Here is a 19,185-nt window from a genome sequence, read left to right as displayed (position 1 = left end):
CAACGATACATGTCAGAAATATTGACACAGAATAGAATAAGGAATCAAACCCCGTAAAATTGTATAAATTACACACAACCAATATTCCTGCCATTTATAGTCCTGGCTTTCTAAATAATACGCCTTACAATCGTTATATCTTTTCCTGGGTGTGAATCAGATATTCTATCGATATAGCGACTCAATATAGTATTCACTACAATGCAATTAAAGCCTGGATAAGTATACTCATCACACTACCAGATCATTCACTGAAGGTTAACGTGATTAAAGGCGAAGTGGAGGCTTCGCTTTCTGCCCAGAAAAACTGATTAATTGAATGAAAAGAATCAACAGGTTTCCAGACTATAAAGCCATAAAAGTGTTGGCTGACTTTTCTTCAACAAAACCAATAGATGGATCTTGGTTTTTTAGCGTGCTTAGTAACACGTCCCAAACGGAGTTTTTCTCATAGAACTGCTTACTTAAGTACGCAGAAATTACGGCCTGCACAATTGATACATGGGCAGGATTGTTTTCTTCTTCACTTATAACGCCATACCCATTAATTCCACCCAGTAAATGCTTTGCCCCCACAAGGGTCAGCAAGTACTCTGCACCAGTTCCCAAAGTAAAAGCATCAGTAAACCAGTCTGGCCCACGGGTACTCAGTGGGGAATTATCCTGATCCGCTGCAACAACTAAGCATGAAGCAGTCATTTCCGTAAAACTTGGATTCATAAATGGGAAGAACTTGGCCGCAAAAGGGGATAGGTTCTCTCCGCCCGTTCCAGTTGCACAAAGTAAAACACCCGCTCTCACCCGCTTATCTGATAAATCGGGGCCAGGGATATTGTCTTCATTTAATACCCGAGCCCCTAGTAACATACCTACAGTTTGTGCTCCATAGGAATGCCCAATAGCAACTACCTTTTCTTTATCTAGACGGCCGCGCAACATGGAAACAGCTTTCTCGATACTGTCCAGCTCATCCAGAACTCTCTTCATGTCAGATACTCGATACTGCCAGATTTCAGGCACTCTAGGGTCATCATCTGGCACCTCAGAATCCAGGAAAACTGGTTGCAGAACTACAAAACCCAAAGAGGCGAGAAATTCAGTTATTGGAGCGTATCCATAAGGTGGTGATTTGTATCCATGGGCGAAGATAACGATTGGTAAGTTTTCACCATTCACCGGTGCGATTACACGAACCTTTAGCTCTTGCCCCCTGACCGAGTCAGGCAGTAATACAGCATGATGTATAACAAAAGGGCCTTGTTTTTTTACTGATGTGTGATCTGATATTGTCATAAATTGTTCTCCTTCAACTTTAATTTCCCACTTGATTGATGGGGTTAATAGAACTCAGTAAAGTGGCCACTGGTATTTGCAATCAGTACCGAATTACCATGGCATAGAACCATTAAAGCTAGTAAAAGTACCAGAATCCCCTTCTCGGCCCAGAAGGGCGACACGCACAATTTCCCTCGCACCCTCTGCTACAGTTTGCTCACCCTCGTAATTATTTAAGCCAGTGCAAGTAAACCCAGGGCATACGGCATTTACCTTTATGTTTGATTTTTCAAGATCAATTGAGAAAGCCATAGTCACAGCATTTAGCGCAGTTTTTGACATGGAGTAGGCACCAAACATTTTTCGTGCCGGATTCTTAGGATTTGAATGGCTCATCAACGAGCCAGCACCGCTAGAAACATTAACCACTTTGGCAGAAGGAGAGAGTTTTAGAAGAGGTAGCATTGCCTGAGTAACCGCTACAACCGCGAAAACATTAGTTTCAAATATCTCACGTAATTCAGCCAAAGTTACAGCGCTAACCTGAGTCTTTTTGCCGATTTCCGCCAGAGTTACTCCAGACTCCCCTGCATGGCTAATCGCCGCGTTATTAACCAATATATCGAGACGGCCAAAGTCTTTTCTTATAGTGTTAGCTGCAACTCGGATACTGCTCTCATCAGTAACATCTAGCTGAATAGGCCAAGCGCTTTCGCCTATGGAATCAGCGGCTTTTTGCCCCAGCTTCAAATCACGAGCCCCAACTAAGACAGAAACGCCTCTAGCACTCAGGTCCCTCGCGACTTGTAATCCTATTCCCCTATTAGCACCAGTTATCAATGCAATTGGTCTACCGTGCATCGTCAGTCTCCTCATAGATACAGCTCATGAGCCATTGGCTACAGCACATGGCTATGGCAAAATCGGAACAACGTTCCGATTAAATATGCGGAGCAATGTTCCGTTTAGCAAGGGGTAGATATGCCAAAACCTGATGACACTAATTCGAGCCAACGTAAGCGAGCCGACGGCAAGCGCAACCATGACGCCCTGCTCCAGGCAGCCAAGGAAGTATTCGCCACCTCCGGCGTAGATGCCCCAGTGCGGGAGATTGCGGGTAAGGCCGGTGTCGGTGTAGGCACTCTTTATCGGCACTACCCGAAGCGGGCAGACCTGATCGCGGCAGTTTTCCGCAGGGAGATCGATAGCTGCTCTGAGGAAGTGATAGAACAAGCTAAACACCTCCCCCCTTTGAAGCCCTGGCCAGCTGTATGCAAATATTTGCGACCTTTTTTGCCACTAAGCGAGGGCTATCCGAAGTATTGCACTCAGGCGATCCAGCCTTTGAAACCCTTCCAAGCTATTTTGACCAGCACTTAAGGCCTGCCCTCGCTATGGTGTTAGGTGCAGCAATAGAATCGGGAGATGTTCGTTCAGATATAACTGCAGATGAACTACTTGGAGGAATTGCGAGATTGGGGATGTCCTCATCTGAAGACTCATCTGGGCAAGTAGGACGTATGGTTGCACTTTTAGCCGATGGACTGCGATTTAAAGAGTGAAAAACTCTTTTATCAAAACGGCTTTAAGGATTAATGGCAGTCAGAAAATGACTGAAGCATCCAAACCAAAATGGTGAGAGCATTTATTCGATGATGCAGATAAATAGTTTTTATTTAAGTGCTTTTTAGATCTGGTAATTAAAGAAAGATACAAAAATGTGCCTACAGTGAATATTTCACTTTCTGCCGCTCTCTCCATAGGGCTTGAAACCGCTAGGATTGTTAAATGAGATTGATTCTAATTCTAATAGTAGCAGTTGGCCTGGATAGTCTAGTCCATACGTTCGGTCCTGAATTGGGAGGGAGTCTACCTTTACTTTTATTCTTAATACTTGGAGGACTTCCGTATGTGGTACTTCCGCCAAAATCCAGATATTTTAGGAGAGAGATAAGATCTTGGGCAAGAAGCAAAAATATAGAAATTGTAGAACTCAAAAACTACTATCTCCTAAAAGGAAAGCTGTTCTGGAGGACATCGGATGTCCAAGATATTTTTATTCTAAAAGAACATGATGCTGAATATTGGATTGCCTGTGGCTCATGGTTTCTCGGGGCATTTAATAACAACTTAAAGGTATACAAGCTAATTGATAATCGCTTAAAGCTGATAAGCTCCACCTGAGACCTAATATCTATAAAAATAAGTACAAGGATATACAAATCAGCTCCAGCACCTGAATCTATTGATGCCTACAGCATTAACTTATTGACCGATTTATCTGATACAACAAGCAAATAGATTGAAAAAATAATTACAGTTCAATTTTTGCCCGCTACATATTTGAAGGCCGAAGCTTCTCAATTATTGGTTTGTCATTGTCACTCCCCCTATTCTCGTCTAACCCCTATCAGCTCCACCCAAATAAATTAACATTCACTTAAAGAATAGATAGAGACTAGACCATCGAAAGTGCAATAAATTTACTTTGCAATAGTCTATGCTGCTATGAGACAAACCTCCTCAAACAATGCGGTTTTTCAGCCCCCCAGAAAACCTTCCTGCTCCAATACAATTTAGGCAATCTAATGAGGCTAGTGTGTATTTTTCCTTTTCATTAATCCGTAGAGCCCTCTATATTTAGCACATAAATTTCAAGCTTTTATACCGCCCTTCATGCTTTATTTTCTTTGACAGCCATCACATTGTCACAAAACACCAAAAATAACTTCATTTTTTGACCCACTACTCAAGCAACTATTGATTAATGGAAACGTAAATTTTATTAAAACATGTTAATTCATGTATGGCATGGAACCCATGTCCACGTGAAAGGTCTGTCTTATTAGCAATTTTTAACGGGTAATTATTTACTAACTGAATTTTTTGATCCTGGTGACAAGGAAAGAATGGCCGGCACTCTCAAACACCAACTTATTTCACAGTATTCACCAGGAAATTGAACTTAATATTCCAGTCGTTCTAAATAAATCGACGAGAATAATGTAAACCAGGAGTAACCTTATGCTTTTAAGAAAAAAAGCGCGCTTGCGACAATGTTGCTGATACCTTTCAGCTTACAAGTACACGCTCACGGCTGGTCTGAATTTCCAAAAGCCAGGCAAAAAATTTGCTATGATCAAGGCAATATCTGGTCTGGAACACCATCCAATCCAGGCTGTGCCCTGGCAAAATCCATTTCTGGATCTTATCCTTTCCAACAACACAACGAATTCTCTATTAACATCCCTGACTACAATAATTCTGCCGCTGTAAAAAGTGCCATTCCTGATGGAACTCTTTGCTATGCAAATGATTCGCAGAAAAAAGGGATGGGCGCAGCAACTGATGCCTGGACCCGTGTAGAAGTTAATGCTGGAACATTCGAGTACGTATTCCAGGCAACAGCGCCACACAATCCATCTTTTTGGGAGTTTTACCTTACGAAAGCGGATGCAGACCTGTCACAACCACTGGCATGGGATGACCTTGAGCTTATCCAGGAAGAAGGGGACGTACCTGTCGTCAATGGTCAATATCGAATGAATGTCACCATTCCAGAAGACAGGGTAGGTAATGCAATTTTATTTGTACGTTGGCAGCGAGTAGACCCAGTTGGTGAAGGCTTCTACAACTGTAGTGATATCACTATTGTAAATAGTGATGTTGAACCGCCTAGCGAACCTGATCCCGGCACCACACAGCCGCACCTGATTCAAGGCAACACCTTTATTCCAGAAGACATTAGTATAGATTCGGTTAATGTGGGGGACACCGTCAATTATACGGTATTCAATAAAAATGGTGAGGAACACTCATCATTTTCGCTGGCAATTACCGAGGATAATAAGAATGACTGGGACAGGCTTTTAGCTTCTCAAGTCACCGGCTGGTACCAATCAAACCACAATGGAAATGTTTTTATTGGTCGCTGGCATGAAGAAATGAATCATTACATGTACTTCCAGGGTGATTTACATGGTAACTACTTCAACTCCAAAGACTCACGTGCCTCCGGTCAATTCACTATTACAAGCAACGGTAGTGAATTAATAGCTGCTATCACACCTAAGGTTTTAAAACCGCTTGATATAGCTAGAGTAGAACACGGGGATTTAGTGGTACTTTCATCGGGAGAAAGCGCCGGAAATATCAATAATACGGAATGGTCACAGGTAAGTGGAAGCCCTGTTGAAACCGCAACCGGGCCCAGTGGTGCACTGGTAATCGACACGTCAAGCTTAACAAATGAACAGCATGAATTAAGTTTCAAGTTAACCGTAAGCGGTGACTCTGCTGTTGATGACGAGATCTACTCATTTACTGTTGAACCATCAACTACCACAGATCCCACAGATCCCACAGATCCCACAGATCCCACAGATCCCACAGATCCCACAGATCCCACAGATCCCACAGATCCCACAGATCCCAGTATTCAAGCTTGGGATAGCAACGAAATCTACACCGCAGGTGATATCGTTAGCCACAATGGTGAAACATGGACTGCCGGATGGTGGACAAGGGGCGAGGAGCCGGGTACAACCGGCCAATGGGGTGTTTGGCGTTAAGTTAAGGACCGCCAGCCAAAAATATTAACTGTTAGAAACTTCGACTACCAGCATATAACAAAAAGGCCTCAGTAATCCTGAGGCCTTTTCTTTTTGTAAGCCCATTTAGTGTAAATAGTGATATCCCGGCATTAGTTATTAGCTTCCAAAAATTGTACTCCATGCTCCATCCATTGTTTCACATATACAGGTGCCATGGCATGGCCCATACCTTCTACCCACAACGTTTTAGCACCAGGAATGCGAGCTGCATACTTTTTGGCTTGAGCAATACTTAACAGGGGATCTCTATCACCGTGGATAACCATAGTGGGGACCTCTAAGCCCTCCAATCGCTCTAATCGCGAGCCAGAAAGAGAGATTGCTGTAAATTGCTGAATTGGCAGATTATGATCAAATCCTTGCCTATGACGTAGTTCGTAGAGAGTGGTGTGTGCAATATGTTCAACATCAAAGCCTCCCTGCCCCTGAAGACTGTGATAAGTACTTACCATCAACTTAGCCATACCCTCATCGGAGCCACTGAGTCCATAGCGAAGAAATAGCCGAAGCATATTGTATCTGAAGGTTTTTCCCTGGGGTAACTCGGGGTCGTCGAGAAAACCTGAGGACATGATTGAAGTAAGGCTTTTCAAGCGATTGGGGAATTGCAGGGCCATTTCTTGCGCAATCATCCCTCCCATTGAGGCGCCCATAACATGAACTTGCTTAATCCCCAGGGAGTCCATAACCGCAAGGTTATCGCGCATCATGTCGGAAAGGTCGTAAGCGGTCTCCTTAGCCCAGTTGGTAACCCAACTCGAGGCACCGCAGCCACGATGATCGGTGAGTAGTACTTGATAGCCAGCAGCTAAGAGTGGCTCATAGACTTCAGATGGCCAGTACAAAGAAGAAGAGCCCATACCGTTTATCAGTAACACTGTGCCACGAACAGGTATCCCCTCTGGGCTTTTAAGTTGATACCAAATTTTAAGGCTCCCTGAGCGAACATATCCGCTCTGACCGGAGATCAGTTCAGGTAGTGGTTTCTCAAGACTCAAATTTAGCTGTTTCTGGATATCTTTGGGAAGCGGGGGTGTTGTAAGGACCCAAACAGTACAGGCTAACACCAGAAGGAATACTATCGTGCCAATGATTAAAGAAACTTTCTTGATCAATGTAAGCCTCCATAAACACCGTAACACCGGTGCAGAAATAATATTTATATGTAATATCAGGCAATAGCGGAAATTGGGTAAGTCATTTCTGTTATCAAATATATATGACATTTGTCATCTTTTGTTGATGATTAAACTGCCCAGCTACAACGACTGGATGATAAATGTACACATTAAAATTAATCCTCCGCAAGGGGGACTAAGGGTGCAACCCTATGTATGGACCTGCCTGCAGCTCATAGCTTCAATGATCATGCAACAGAAAATATAAGGTATAGAAACCAACAATGGACTCAGCTGCTTTATGAGCCTGGTGTTGTGGTCAACTCCAACCGGACACTTCTTTAAGCACATTTCTCAAATTCGATAGGGGCTAGGTCTCCCAGTGTTGTATGTATTCTTCGTGAGTTGTAATAAGCAATATAGGCTCTTACATCTGCTACCGCATCCTCCCTTGTCGGATATAGGTTTCCCGTTACCCACTCCCGCTTCAGGCTGCTGAAGAAACGTTCAGTCGGTGCGTTGTCCCAACAATTTCCCTTACGGCTCATTGAACACACCATCCCATGCTGACTCAATAACGTTTGGTAGGTATGGCTGGCATACTGACTGCCACGATCAGAGTGATGCAGGAGACCTTTTGGGGGCGAACGCAAATTGACAGCCATCATCAACGCACGAGTTACCAGGGCCGTTTCCATCTTCCGATCTAGATGCCAACCAATAATCCGGCGCGAATAGAGATCAATCACTACCGCCAAGTACAACCAGCCCTGCGAAGTCCAAATATATGTAATATCAGTCGTCCAAACTTGATTTTTAGCACTCGGTGAGAACTCCCTATTCAGAAGGTTCTCTGCGACCGGCAGGTGATGTTTACTGTCTGTCGTCAGTGTAAATCGCTTCTTACGCTTTACTGCCAAGCCTAGCTTTTTCATGAGCTTGCGGACTCGATAGCGCCCGACTTCAAAGCCTTCTTTACGTAACAGCTTCATTAACCGACGACTTCCCAGGCTCTGTCTAGATTCTGCAAATAGGGCCTTCAAACGATGGCATAGTTGCCATGTTTGAGCATCTATTGAGCTATTACCACGGCAACACCAATCGTAATAACCAGTTTTACTTACTTGCATTACCCGGCAGAGCACCCTAACAGGAAAGCTGCCTTGCTGTTTTTCAATAAAGCTGTACTTTATTTCATTTCTTTCGCAAAGAAGGCGCTGGCCTTTTTTAGGATTTCTTTCTCCATCCGCAACTGCTTATTTTCACATCGTAATCGCTCTAACTCTGCGCGCTCACCTACATCCAACCTCACACCGTCTTCTTCCTGCTTCAGTTCCTTTATCCAGCGTCGCAGGTTATTGGCTGTTGTTCCTACAGCCTCTGCTGCTTTAGAAATTGAATACCCTTGCTCAGAGACTAGCGCTACGGCGTCTTTCTTAAATTCCGGCTTGAAATGCCGACGTGTACCTTTTGTTGTCATACTTCACCTCGCTTGGTAGTTTTACCATCTTAGCGAAGTGTCCGGAAGGATTAGACCACTACATGGTGCTCCTATAGTTCTATATAATGCCCAGGTGGATACTATTGGTGCAAGAAAATTTCTCCCACCCGCTCAAGATAAAAAATGCCCAACCTCTGTAAAAATTTGGAAGATACCAGAGTCTCTAGCAGAAATTTCACGAGCACTGGCTGATTCCAGTTGAGCAGTACAAAAATACAAATGGTCAACTTGTATTACATTCAGCAGTATTGGGCACCTGATCCACCCCTCCCAGACAGGCTATAAGACCAGATACCCTCACTGCTTCCTGAAAGGTGTAAGAATTTGACTTCCCTAGCACCTGAATAGTTCTTTGATATTTTCTATTCTTGGCTTCTGAAATATACATGAGCCCCCTAATTATCACCCTGCAAGGTCACAATGAACTCTACATAGACACGGCCATTTACCTGATTCACAGTGGTAAAGATCATGGCTCGTAATTAGGTGCAGTTCCAGGAAGGTATTAGTTTTACCCAATTCCTCAAAGAATATTGTACCGAAGACCAGTGTTTCTAGGCTCTCTGCCGGAGGGGGTAACCATCATTGAAATCAGCGGCCAAGCACAGCAAGAATAATTGATTATTAATATTCCTACTTCTATACTCAGTATTAGTTATGTTGGAAAGCTATTTCCCAATTACATGCTCCAGAAACATACCCTACTAAATCAAGCTCATGCACTTCTTAACCACATTAGAAAAACTTAAAAAACTGGATCAGGTAGATCCACAAGAACTGCTTGAGTTTTACGATAATCTCTCACCTATATCAATAAACTCTCTTATCGGCCGATGGGAAGCGCAAGGATTTAACACACAACATCCTTTACAGCATGAAATGGATGCAGGAAAACGCTGGTACGGCAAAGAGTTTATTGATTCTGAAACGGTCTATCCTTTACTATGCTGGGATTCAGACTTCAAATCTATCAACGCTTACGATGCCCCTTTGTTCTTCCGTACCCAACAACTACATATAACCACAAAAGCCCAAGCCCGCCTGCGCATCTTGGAACACAGAGGGAAATCAAGTGCCACTATGATTTATGACACGATACCTATGCATGATATGATGCGAAAAGTCGATGAGGATCATATTCTAGGACTTATGGAGAGAAAAGGAATGGATGGCCGTATGTTCTTCACTATGAAAAAAACTAACTGACCTTATCGATTTCTAATGAATTGCTTCTGCCTAAATCCCAACCCCATACTTTTTAATTTAAGCTCCTTTGTAGTGTGACTTTGCGCTCTCCTCACCCAGAAGCTGATCCAGTTAAATATCCCTACCCTTCCTGCGACAAAACAATCCGGTACTTAGCCTTACCAGATTTCAAATGCTCAAATGCCGCTTCTATCTGGCTCATTGGGAAAATCTCTATCTCAGGTTTGATCTTATGATGCGCCACAAACTCAAGCATAGTTTCGATGGTACCAGGGCTGCCGACTGGAGATGCTGAAATTGAGCGCTGCCCAAATAACAAGGGAAATAGAGTAAATTGGATTGGGTTAGTTACAGCTCCAACAAAGTGTAAGCGCCCTTTAGGTTTCAGAGCCTGGATATACAGATCCCAATCAAGACTGACATTCACAGTCGACAGAATAAAATCAAAGCTCATTGCCGCAGCTTGAATCTCTGCGGGATCACGGGAGTTCAGTGTTTTATGAGCACCGAGAGCTAAGGCTTCTTTGCGTTTTTCCTCGCTGGATGTAAACGCGGTAACTTCACAGCCCCAGGCATGGAAAAACTTCAAGGCAAGGTGGCCCAAGCCACCAATACCAATCACAGCCACTTTGTCAGTGGGTTTGATATCAAATTGGACCAATGGATTGAATACGGTAATACCCGCACATAAAAGGGGGCCGGCCGATGCATAATCCACACCATCAGGGATAACAACCAGGCTACTCATATCCGCCCTGGCTTTATCCGCAAAGCCTCCATTGGTGAGTATGGTGAACTTTGCCTCTCTACATAAGTTGAGGTCACCAATTCGGCAAGTATGGCATGTTTCACAGTAGCCTGAATTCCACCCCAACCCAACCACCGTGCCCTTTTTAAGATGAGCTACTTGCTCCCCCATCGCGGTGACACGGCCGATGACTTCGTGACCGGCAACCATAGGGTACTGTCCAATACCCCATTCATTTTCAATCATGCTCAAGTCACTATGACAGATGCCGCAGTACATGATTTCCAGTTCAACCTCTGTTGCACCCAACTCTCCAGCTGCAATTTGGTAGGTCTTAAATGGACCGCCGGCCTCCAAGACTGCATAGGCATTAATAGTTGATGCAGTAGACATGGCGGGCTCCTTGAAGAAAAGGAAATCACAAATGACCTTAAAAGTTTAGACGCCATTCAGCTGTAGACTTTATTGCACACTTACAATTTTATTTTCTAGAAACTAGTGGCCCTACTATCTAGCACAGAAATTAAAAGTGTTAACCGGGAGAAAGTAAAAGATTGAAATTAAAGCTGTAAAACAGAAAAAAGGCCGGGGGTACTTCCCCCGGCCAGTGTCAAGTCCTGTGAGGTTGCTGAATAGCAGAGGACTGATGAGAAATTGGACCGCAGTTTTACGCAGAAGATCAATTCAACACTCGATATCCGCGACCAACCAGGCAATTCTTGATAATGTAGGTTGCCTCAGAGCTCGCACTACCCGCCCCTGACAAGCCCCCAACAAGCGCGCCGGCACCGGCTCCGGCTACCGCAGCACGCCCGCTGTCACCGACTATTGCACCAAGCGCACCACCTACTACAGCACCACCTGCAGCACCGGCAGCTGTTCTGCGCCCTTGGTCACTGTACGTGGAGTAAGCGATTCCCTTGCACTCTGCAAGGTCCGCTTGATACTGATTCATGTTAACGCCCCAGGTATCGATAACGATTCCACCGGCACCGGGAACCTGCTCTGGCTGATTCGCACAGCCGTAAAGCAGCGACATCATAATTCCAGCAGTTGCAGAAATAGCAGTCTTCATCAAACACCCCATATCGCTTTCGCCACAGGATAGTGAGCTTGTCACGCTTTTCTTCTTTAGGTTTAGCTGCTGGTAGAACTTGGCGCCAGTCCGGCGCCTAAAAATGAATGACCCGCTGGGCAACAAATTCAACAGGCGTAAATAGTGTTGTAGCTATTAGTGGAGGGCGCCTTTTTTCTATGGATCTGCAGGCTGGGTTCCTATAGGCAGAATTGAATATTGGTAAAACACTTCTAATTCTTGAGATTTCGCTTGTGGATCGAGGATATTTACTATGCCCTTAAAACTCTTTAATCGCCGACTCTCCGTATCGTAAGTGAGATTTAAGTCCTCTACGAAAAGGCGGATAAGAGGTTGGGCAATATCTACTCGTATACAAGTATTTTCGCCTGCCGCTTGATTACAGGATACTGCCTTAGCGCGCAGCTTTATCGATCGACCATGCAGTGGCGAAGCAAAATTGAATTTAAGAGTTTTTCCTGAGGACAATAAGTCCCAGTGGTCACGCACATAAGTATCAAAGCCTGCATCAACTACATCAACACTTCGTGCCTCTCGCAAACTTACTTTCCAGGCTTCGCCCTCGTTGGCTCTATAGCGCATCATCCACTGGCCGTCATCCCAAAGGACTTCACGGACTTCACCGTGCCTCCGATCTATTTGAGTGACACTAGGTAAGGCACTGCGACCAGCTGCGGGGCCATTTCGCTCTCGAAGGGTTTTCTCTGCTATTAAATCACCCTGGGGTGCATAGTAGAAAACAGTTATTTCGCCATTATCTTGCGAAGTATAATATTCACAGTACTGTAACTGTTGATTATCCGGATCATAGGCCAGACCTTTTACCAGGAAAGGCCCTTCATAGTGACAGTTAGTTCCGGCAATAGCCGACATCGCAATAAATTCAAGCATTGCTCACCTCTTTTTGACAAATCTCTCTTGCCAAATAGGCAAACAACGGCAGGATGCAGGCCCAAATTACACTTAATGTTCCCAGGGATTGCCACAGGGGCCTGTGCAATTCCACAGTGCCATTTAGGAATGCACCGGTAAAGTAACTAAATGGTCCGAAAAAACCACCCAGGATTACCGCCAACCATAGATTTTTCTGTAAGAAAACCAAACTGTATCGCAAGGTCATGGCAAAGTTCAACCACAGGCAGATCAGCCATAAGGGAGGCCAGGAGGAGCCACTATCATTTCGCATCACCCCCAAATGAAACAAGATAGAGTCTATAGACACACCAAAGATAAACACCCCCGCTAACCAAAGCGGTTCCCTGGGCAAATTGGCGATATAGCGCAGATGTATAAAAAGGTTCAACAGAGTAAAGGGAACCACCAACCACACCTTGGCCACTATGACGCACAGTGGCCAGGCGATATCGAAAAGTAAGGCATTAGCGACAAAACGCCACATGCAGGAGAGCCTCTGGTTGATTCCGTAATATCCTTGGGTTGCAAACTCTTAAAAAGTTTAAACAGTCTCCTGAAATCACGCCTTGATCCTGAGCCATTCTGAAAGGCAAACACTTCACAAGATTAACTTGAGAGAGTTTAGAAACTGCCCAAAAACCGAGGTTTGGCGAACACAAATTGGGCGGTACCAATCACTCGTTGCAAAAATCCCCCTTCGCAATAGCATAAATAGAATTCCCACATACGGATAAAGCGCTCATCAAAACCTAACTCGCGCACTTTGGAAATTCGCTCAAGAAATGCTTTGCGCCAGTCACTTAATGTGCGGGCGTAATGGGCGGTGATGTCTTCAAGTCCAACAATCTGCATATCTGTTGAATTGGCAATATGGTCCGCGATAACCTGATTAGATGGCAGGCAGCCACCGGGGAAAATATATCGCTGAATGAAGTCGACCTCTTTACGATACTCGTGGTAGCGCTGGTCGCGAATGGTGATTGCCTGCATCACCATCAGGCCATCTTCTTTGAGTAATTCGCTACAACCGGCGAAGAAGGTCTTGTGAAATTCGTGACCTACCGCCTCCACCATTTCAATCGATACAATTTTATCGTACTTACCTTTCAGGTCCCGATAGTCTTGTAATAGCAGGGTCACCTGCTCCTCTAACCCTTCGTGCTTCACCCATTGGCGGGCATAGTCATATTGCTCTTGGGAGATAGTAGTGGTTGTTACTTTACAGCCATAGTACTTGGCAGCATGAATGGCCATACCACCCCACCCAGTACCAATCTCAAGGAGGTGATCGGAGGGTTTTAACTTTAGCTTTCGGCAGATCAGTTCCAGTTTGTGATTAGAGGCTTCAAACAGAGTTGCATTTTCAGACGGGTAGACCGCAGATGAATACAGCATGGTCCTGTCTAAAAATAACCGGAAAAATTCATTGCCCAGGTCATAGTGTGCAGAAATATTCTTGCGTGAGCCATTGCGATTATTCGCATTTAATTGATGTAACCAGCGCAGGCCTAATCGAGGTAAATAGCTCCAACGACTATCGATGCCTTCCACCAATTCCATGTTGTCCACCATCAGGCGAATCAGGTCCACGGTATTGGTTGAGGTCCAGGCGCCCTGCATAAAGGCTTCTCCAGAACCAATGGTTCCGTTTAATAGCACCTGTATATAACTGGATGGATCATGTACGCAAATATGTGCCGAGATCTCTGCTTCTTCTGGTCTCTGGCCAAAGTGGTAACACTGCTCCCCCTCTTCGATTAGCAAGTGGCCACGATCAATACCCTTGAGTTTTTCCAACACCAGCTTGCGCGCCAGGCGAACGAGCCAGGACTGTGCCGATACTTCTGATTTTGACGACGAAGCCTGATCAACTTCCTGAACTGCTCTCATAGTTGTTTATCTCCTGCCTGAACCTCGGCGTCATCGCGAGGGTGCGAAAATACCGGGATACGCTTGACCCATAATTTCAGTGCCTGCCAATAAATGGCGGCTATAACTTTTACGGTCATCAAAGGGTACTGGATCAATATTGAATTAAGCGATCGGCCGCTAATTTCACAGCGCTGTAAACTCAGGGTTGCATCAAACATTGGGCGAGTGCCATCTTCTGTATCCTCGGCACTCGCATCAAAATTTTGCAGGTAAGCTGTCAGCTTTTCTCCAGGTTTTGTCCCCCTCCATCGATACCCTTGGGCCATGGGCATAAAAGGCGAGACATGAAATGTTTTTGCGAAGGTCGCTTTTTGCAACTTGGTATTATTACGGCAATCCAAAACATAGCTGTGACGCTCTTTCCAGGGTGTGTTGTGTACATCCAGGAGCAGCCAATCCACATTCTGGCCCTCAGCATCGAAACAATAGTAAACACTGAGTGGATTCATGTTGTAGCCAAAGTAACGCCAATTGGCCAGCAAACGAATAGGTCCCGCAGGCTGCTCTCCCGCTTCCTCCTCCACCCGCTGTCGAACTGCCTCATCAAGACTGAGGGATTCATCGCCAAAAAAATCACTGCGACAAAATCTCGCAGGTGCTCGCCGCTGGGAGGACCAAAGAGGTGAGAGCTGACAAATGGCTTCCACCTCTGCCAGATCGACGTACATCATAAAAACCTGGTAGCGAAACTGATGAGCTCTGGGCGCGAAGCGCCGGTGTTCCACCCAACCGGTATAAATCGCACTTTCCATGATACCGGCCTCCTTACCAGTCAACACCCAACCCCCGAGCCACTCGCAGCGCACTCGTTACGCCATCTTCATGAAATCCATTTGCCCAATAAGCGCCACAGAACCAGGTGCGGTTAACGCCATTAATACTATCCCACTGCTGTTGCGCTCGTGTTCCGGCCACAGAGAACTGGGGATGGGAGTATTCAAAACGACCGAGCACAGACTTGGGATCGATACGCTCTTCGGCATTCAGAGTGACACAATACGTTTTCTCTGTATTCAATCCCTGAAGTATATTCATGTTGTATGTCAAAACAGGCAGTGCATCCTGTTCACTGCGCAATTGGTAATTCCAACTCGACCAACTGCGACGGTGACGGGGTAGTAAGGTGCTGTCTGTATGCAGGACCACGGCATTTTTTGCATAGGGTATAGCCCCCAGGATTTTTTGCTCACTGCCGCTGGGGTCGGTCAAACATTGAAGGGCCTGATCGGAGTGGCAAGCGAAAACAACGGCATCAAACTCCAAATTTTCCCCTGCTGCGGTGCGAACATTCACACCTTCCCTGCAGCGCTGCACCGCCTCAATGGGCGTAGATAAGCGAATTTTATCTGCGAAAGATTGTATTAACGGATCAATATATTCACGCGACCCGCCCTTGATCACTCGCCACTGCGGGCGACGCACCAAGTTGAGCAAGCCGTGATTGACAAAGAAGCGGACAAAGAAACTGACAGAAAACTCCAGCATTTGCGCCACACTGGCAGACCAGATAGCCGAGCCCATAGGTACCAAATAGCGATTGGCGAATTCCGCGGAGTAACCGTTCGCAGGTAGATACTCACCCAGGGTCAATGTCTCGCCCAGCCTCCCCTCCTGCCAGTCGCGGAGGGCATTACGATTAAAGCGCACAATGTCCCAGAGCATACGCCAGTGCCCAGCGCTGACGATGTTCGAGCGCTGTGCAAACAGGCTGTTGAGATTGTTACCCGCATATTCAAACCCCTCCTGATCGCAGCGCACACTAAAGCCCATGGAGGTGGGTTGGGATTGAACTCCCAGCTCTTTAAGCAAGCGAATAAAATTCGGATAGGTCCAGTCGTTGTAAACAATAAAGCCGGTATCCACTGCTAACCGGCGTTCCCCCTCGTCAATATCAACCGTAGCGGTATGCCCTCCCAGGCGCGCCTGTGCTTCAAACAGGGTGACATCGTACTTTCGATTCAATAGATAAGCGGCAGTAAGACCGGCAATGCCGCTGCCAACAATAGCGATTCGCATCAATTCTTCCTTAGAGTGCGGATTCTTGTCATTTTGGGTACGCAAAAACGGAACCAGATTGAGCTGAAAAAACCCAGAAACCGCAGAGGCCAGCTGAGCCGTTTGGGGAAATCAACTGTGCTCCCAACGCCACAGAGCCCGCGTTCAATGCGCTCGGCAGCTTGCTCTGGAGTCATTAAAAAGGGCATATCAAAATCATTGCGCTGGGTAAGGCGGGTATCGACAAACCCCGGGCGAATTTGAACTACTCGAAGTGGAGTGAGGCTGGTATCGGCGCGCACCGACTCTAAAAAATAGGCCACCGCCGCTTTGGAGCTGCCATACGCTTCGGCGCGGGGAAAAGGCACCACTGACGAGAGACTACCGAGCGCGGCAAAAACCGGAGTCCGGCTTGCGGCTAACAGTGGCTGCGCGCATTTCAAGGTATTCACCAAGGCAAAGAAGTTGCCATCAAAAACCCGCCGGTACATGGTGATATCCAATTGAAGGTCGTCGTCATATTCACAGGTACCAGCGCAAGCAATCACCATATCCAGGTGATCTGTGAAGTCCGCTAATCGCCGAGCAACTCCCGGCATTACCGCATCATCACTAAGGTCACAGTCCAATACCCTGAGGCGACTGGGGGCTATGTTCTGTAACTCCGTCAGCGCATCCAGCCTGCGACCGCTGGCAATCACAAAATTATTCTGCTCCACCAGGCGCAATGTGAGCGCGCGTCCAATACCCGAACTAGCACCTGTGATCCAGATGGTTTTATCGCGAATCCCCTGGGACACTTAGTTGCGCTCCATTCGCGACTTGATAAAACCAATGCAGGAGCCCAATACCGGCACCTGCTCATAGACCATGGCACCCATATCGTAAAAGTCCTCGTGGTAGTGAATCTTATCGGTGTAACGCAACAGGCTACAGCCACGAAGTTGTAATGGGCGTCCACCTTTGAGTGATTGGTGTCGGTAGTGCATGGTCCACGAAAGGCAGGCGCTGCCCTCGCCCACCACCGGCAGATCATCAAATTGGAAGCGGCACTGGGTAAGCCCCCTGCTCATTCCCGCAAAGTAACTCTTTAAAGCAGGCAATCCCTCTATCCGATGCAACGGGTCACAAAAAATGACATCGTCGCTATATAGTGATCCAAGGCTGCCAGTTTCCTGCATCAGGAAGTCTTTGTAGTACTCCTCTAGCTCCTCAATCAACGCGCTCATCATCGGATTCCTTACTGTTCAAGCTGCAGATAAATACGCCACACCCCATCGGTTGGATCACCGCTTAATAAAAGGTAGGCCAGGGAGATCCAGTTATGCCCCCTCTGCGTAAGTAGTTATCAGACAACTTGGAAGTCTCCCCTGAGAGTCTGTTGCAGAGTGTGGTACACGGATGTACCACAACAGGTCTCAACACTAATTTCCACACATGCTTGATTGCGTGAGTATCGACAACGACAGAAAGACCGTTAACATGGCGCATAGCCCCCAAGCAAAAAGTGAAATACGCCCGGTGAAACTGCCACAAAGAGAGGACCAGGACTGGAGTGCCCTGCTGACGCGAGTCGGTGCGGAGCGTGATCGCCAGTCCTTTGAGCAGCTCTTTCACCACTTTGCCCCACTAATTAAGGGTTTCCATCACAGCCGCACCACTCAGGCAATTAGCGCTGAAGCCGCCGATGAGCTAGTTCAGGAAACCCTGTTTAAAGTCTGGCGCAAGGCCCCCAGCTTCGATGCCAGTAAGGCTTCTGCCAGCACCTGGATATTCACCATTATGCGCAACACTCGTATCGACATGTTGCGCCGCAACGGGCGTCATCAAAACGCCGAGATTATTGAAGCCATGGATGTTTGGGATGAAACCCCCGAACACCAACCGTTGATATTTCTACAGAGAAGACGCAACGAAAAGGAAGTTGCGGAAGGCCTACACAGCCTGCCAGCAGAACAGAGCCACGTCTTGGAAAAGGCGTATATGGAGGGAAAATCCCACAGTGAGATATCCAAGGAGCTGGAATTACCATTGGGCACGGTAAAGTCCCGCGTGCGACTGGCCCTAAAGAAGTTACAAGCGAGGTTGGCCAAGTAGGTTTAGTATGATTCGCCACCACCCCGATAAAAATTTACTCCTTGAATACGCTTCCGGCAGCCTGCCCAAAGGCGCCAGCCTGGTCGTTTCCGCCCATATACAAATGTGTGCCGAGTGTCGCGCTCAATATCAAACCATGAACACCCTGGGTGGCTCCATTCTGGAGTCCTGTGCACCACAGGCCGTAAACGATGAGGCTTTCCAACGCCTGATGGGACGTATTGATCAGGCAGCTGAATCGGAGCAACAAGTATCTCCCGAAAGATCCAAATCCACAGAGCCCATGCTGGCGGATGCACCGCCAGTCGTGCACAAGCTGCTGGAAAAAAATCCCCCGATCAAATGGAAAACTATAGCGCCCGCCCTAAAAATGTGTCGACTAAAAACCGGGCAGGATCAATATGAAGTGAGCTTTCATCGCCTGAGTTGTGGCGGCAAAGTTGCAGAGCACGATCACCGGGGCTACGAACTCACCCTGGTTTTGTACGGCAGCTTCTCTGATAGCGATGGTGTTTATAGTCCAGGGGACTTTCTGTTGCGGGAACCCGGCGACGTGCACCGCCCGACGGTCACAGAAGATCAAGAGTGCCTGTGCTTCTCTGCAGTACAGGCACCGGTGGCGATTACCGGCGTCAGCGGCTGGTTGCTAAACCGCCTTATCCCGTTTCGTCCGGGCTGACACCGATTAA

General features: G+C 46.6%; 19 protein-coding genes. 6 read left to right on the top strand and 13 right to left on the bottom strand.

Features of this window, described 5'->3' with window-relative positions:
• Window positions 1-345 precede the first annotated feature (345 nt).
• Together QT397_12655 and QT397_12650 are read right to left on the bottom strand one after the other, a co-directional pair.
• Window positions 346-1,293: an alpha/beta fold hydrolase gene (locus QT397_12655; GenBank protein WNZ58144.1), complete on the bottom strand. Its 948-nt coding sequence runs from the start codon at window positions 1,291-1,293 to the stop codon at window positions 346-348.
• A gap of 93 nt (window positions 1,294-1,386) precedes the next feature.
• Window positions 1,387-2,136: an SDR family NAD(P)-dependent oxidoreductase gene (locus QT397_12650; protein ID WNZ58143.1), complete on the bottom strand. Its 750-nt coding sequence runs from the start codon at window positions 2,134-2,136 to the stop codon at window positions 1,387-1,389.
• 120 nt (window positions 2,137-2,256) lie between these two features.
• Here QT397_12650 and QT397_12645 point away from each other — a divergent pair, with 120 nt between their 5' ends.
• From QT397_12645 to QT397_12635, 3 genes are all read left to right on the top strand, one after another.
• Window positions 2,257-2,655, top strand: a complete 399-nt coding sequence (locus tag QT397_12645) for a TetR/AcrR family transcriptional regulator (GenBank protein ID WNZ58142.1) — start codon at window positions 2,257-2,259, stop codon at window positions 2,653-2,655.
• Between the two features lie 408 nt (window positions 2,656-3,063).
• Window positions 3,064-3,459, top strand: coding sequence for a hypothetical protein (locus QT397_12640; protein WNZ58141.1), 396 nt, complete (start codon window positions 3,064-3,066; stop codon window positions 3,457-3,459).
• An 872-nt stretch (window positions 3,460-4,331) separates the two neighbouring features.
• Window positions 4,332-5,846 carry a lytic polysaccharide monooxygenase gene (locus tag QT397_12635; GenBank protein ID WNZ58140.1) on the top strand — a complete coding sequence of 505 codons (1,515 nt, stop codon included), beginning with the start codon at window positions 4,332-4,334 and terminating at the stop codon, window positions 5,844-5,846.
• A 131-nt stretch (window positions 5,847-5,977) separates the two neighbouring features.
• Here the strand turns inward: QT397_12635 and QT397_12630 are convergent, their stop codons facing one another.
• Entirely contained in the window at window positions 5,978-7,003 is a 1,026-nt protein-coding gene (locus QT397_12630) for an alpha/beta hydrolase (protein ID WNZ58139.1), read from the bottom strand.
• Window positions 7,004-7,347: 344 nt separating this feature from the next.
• A protein-coding gene (locus QT397_12625) for an IS3 family transposase (GenBank protein ID WNZ58138.1) occupies window positions 7,348-8,486 on the bottom strand; the annotation gives its coding sequence in 2 pieces (ribosomal slippage) (window positions 7,348-8,237 and window positions 8,237-8,486; 1,140 coding nt in all).
• A 738-nt stretch (window positions 8,487-9,224) separates the two neighbouring features.
• Between QT397_12625 and QT397_12620 the strand changes: the two genes are divergently transcribed.
• Window positions 9,225-9,713: a DUF4334 domain-containing protein gene (locus QT397_12620; protein WNZ58137.1), complete on the top strand. Its 489-nt coding sequence runs from the start codon at window positions 9,225-9,227 to the stop codon at window positions 9,711-9,713.
• Window positions 9,714-9,834: 121 nt separating this feature from the next.
• Here QT397_12620 and QT397_12615 read toward each other — a convergent pair whose 3' ends face one another.
• From QT397_12615 to QT397_12575, 9 genes are all read right to left on the bottom strand, one after another.
• Window positions 9,835-10,854: an NAD(P)-dependent alcohol dehydrogenase gene (locus QT397_12615; GenBank protein ID WNZ58136.1), complete on the bottom strand. Its 1,020-nt coding sequence runs from the start codon at window positions 10,852-10,854 to the stop codon at window positions 9,835-9,837.
• Between the two features lie 286 nt (window positions 10,855-11,140).
• A complete protein-coding gene (locus tag QT397_12610; protein ID WNZ58135.1) occupies window positions 11,141-11,536 on the bottom strand; it encodes a glycine zipper family protein in 396 nt (131 codons plus the stop codon).
• 177 nt (window positions 11,537-11,713) lie between these two features.
• Window positions 11,714-12,448 (bottom strand): hypothetical protein, encoded by a 735-nt coding sequence (locus tag QT397_12605; GenBank protein ID WNZ58134.1) that lies wholly within the window; start codon window positions 12,446-12,448, stop codon window positions 11,714-11,716.
• A complete protein-coding gene (locus tag QT397_12600; GenBank protein WNZ58133.1) occupies window positions 12,441-12,956 on the bottom strand; it encodes a DUF2878 domain-containing protein in 516 nt (171 codons plus the stop codon). Before QT397_12600 ends, QT397_12605 begins: the two co-directional genes overlap by 8 nt.
• A gap of 137 nt (window positions 12,957-13,093) precedes the next feature.
• Window positions 13,094-14,362: a cyclopropane-fatty-acyl-phospholipid synthase family protein gene (locus QT397_12595; protein ID WNZ58132.1), complete on the bottom strand. Its 1,269-nt coding sequence runs from the start codon at window positions 14,360-14,362 to the stop codon at window positions 13,094-13,096.
• Window positions 14,359-15,156: a DUF1365 domain-containing protein gene (locus tag QT397_12590; protein ID WNZ58131.1), complete on the bottom strand. Its 798-nt coding sequence runs from the start codon at window positions 15,154-15,156 to the stop codon at window positions 14,359-14,361. Before QT397_12590 ends, QT397_12595 begins: the two co-directional genes overlap by 4 nt.
• Before the next feature lie 13 nt (window positions 15,157-15,169).
• On the bottom strand, window positions 15,170-16,420 hold the full coding sequence (locus tag QT397_12585; GenBank protein ID WNZ58130.1) for an FAD-dependent oxidoreductase: 1,251 nt from the start codon (window positions 16,418-16,420) through the stop codon (window positions 15,170-15,172).
• Window positions 16,420-17,199 (bottom strand): SDR family NAD(P)-dependent oxidoreductase, encoded by a 780-nt coding sequence (locus QT397_12580; GenBank protein ID WNZ58129.1) that lies wholly within the window; start codon window positions 17,197-17,199, stop codon window positions 16,420-16,422. Before QT397_12580 ends, QT397_12585 begins: the two co-directional genes overlap by 1 nt.
• A complete protein-coding gene (locus tag QT397_12575) occupies window positions 17,200-17,631 on the bottom strand; it encodes a nuclear transport factor 2 family protein (protein WNZ58128.1) in 432 nt (143 codons plus the stop codon).
• Between the two features lie 250 nt (window positions 17,632-17,881).
• On the opposite strand from QT397_12575, the gene QT397_12570 reads away from it, so the two are divergent.
• Together QT397_12570 and QT397_12565 are read left to right on the top strand one after the other, a co-directional pair.
• Window positions 17,882-18,496: a sigma-70 family RNA polymerase sigma factor gene (locus QT397_12570; protein WNZ58127.1), complete on the top strand. Its 615-nt coding sequence runs from the start codon at window positions 17,882-17,884 to the stop codon at window positions 18,494-18,496.
• 7 nt (window positions 18,497-18,503) lie between these two features.
• Window positions 18,504-19,175: a ChrR family anti-sigma-E factor gene (locus tag QT397_12565; protein ID WNZ58126.1), complete on the top strand. Its 672-nt coding sequence runs from the start codon at window positions 18,504-18,506 to the stop codon at window positions 19,173-19,175.
• The last annotated feature ends 10 nt before the right edge of the window (window positions 19,176-19,185 follow it).

It is taken from the genome of Microbulbifer sp. MKSA007 (assembly GCA_032615215.1).
Classification (GTDB): Bacteria; Pseudomonadota; Gammaproteobacteria; order Pseudomonadales; family Cellvibrionaceae; genus Microbulbifer.
Note: the sequence above shows the minus strand (reverse complement) of the source record. Positions and strands in the feature narration are given on the sequence as shown.

Coding starts and splice junctions, on each gene's coding strand:
- QT397_12635 (WNZ58140.1), top strand. CDS start 4,332: ATGTTGCTGATACCTTTCAGCTTACAAGTACACGCTCACGGCTGGTCT.
- QT397_12615 (WNZ58136.1), bottom strand. CDS start 10,854: ATGTCTACTGCATCAACTATTAATGCCTATGCAGTCTTGGAGGCCGGC.
- QT397_12610 (WNZ58135.1), bottom strand. CDS start 11,536: ATGAAGACTGCTATTTCTGCAACTGCTGGAATTATGATGTCGCTGCTT.
- QT397_12575 (WNZ58128.1), bottom strand. CDS start 17,631: ATGATGAGCGCGTTGATTGAGGAGCTAGAGGAGTACTACAAAGACTTC.
- QT397_12585 (WNZ58130.1), bottom strand. CDS start 16,420: ATGCGAATCGCTATTGTTGGCAGCGGCATTGCCGGTCTTACTGCCGCT.
- QT397_12650 (WNZ58143.1), bottom strand. CDS start 2,136: ATGCACGGTAGACCAATTGCATTGATAACTGGTGCTAATAGGGGAATA.
- QT397_12605 (WNZ58134.1), bottom strand. CDS start 12,448: ATGCTTGAATTTATTGCGATGTCGGCTATTGCCGGAACTAACTGTCAC.
- QT397_12620 (WNZ58137.1), top strand. CDS start 9,225: ATGCACTTCTTAACCACATTAGAAAAACTTAAAAAACTGGATCAGGTA.
- QT397_12565 (WNZ58126.1), top strand. CDS start 18,504: ATGATTCGCCACCACCCCGATAAAAATTTACTCCTTGAATACGCTTCC.
- QT397_12600 (WNZ58133.1), bottom strand. CDS start 12,956: ATGTGGCGTTTTGTCGCTAATGCCTTACTTTTCGATATCGCCTGGCCA.
- QT397_12570 (WNZ58127.1), top strand. CDS start 17,882: ATGGCGCATAGCCCCCAAGCAAAAAGTGAAATACGCCCGGTGAAACTG.
- QT397_12655 (WNZ58144.1), bottom strand. CDS start 1,293: ATGACAATATCAGATCACACATCAGTAAAAAAACAAGGCCCTTTTGTT.
- QT397_12645 (WNZ58142.1), top strand. CDS start 2,257: ATGCCAAAACCTGATGACACTAATTCGAGCCAACGTAAGCGAGCCGAC.
- QT397_12640 (WNZ58141.1), top strand. CDS start 3,064: ATGAGATTGATTCTAATTCTAATAGTAGCAGTTGGCCTGGATAGTCTA.
- QT397_12595 (WNZ58132.1), bottom strand. CDS start 14,362: ATGAGAGCAGTTCAGGAAGTTGATCAGGCTTCGTCGTCAAAATCAGAA.
- QT397_12590 (WNZ58131.1), bottom strand. CDS start 15,156: ATGGAAAGTGCGATTTATACCGGTTGGGTGGAACACCGGCGCTTCGCG.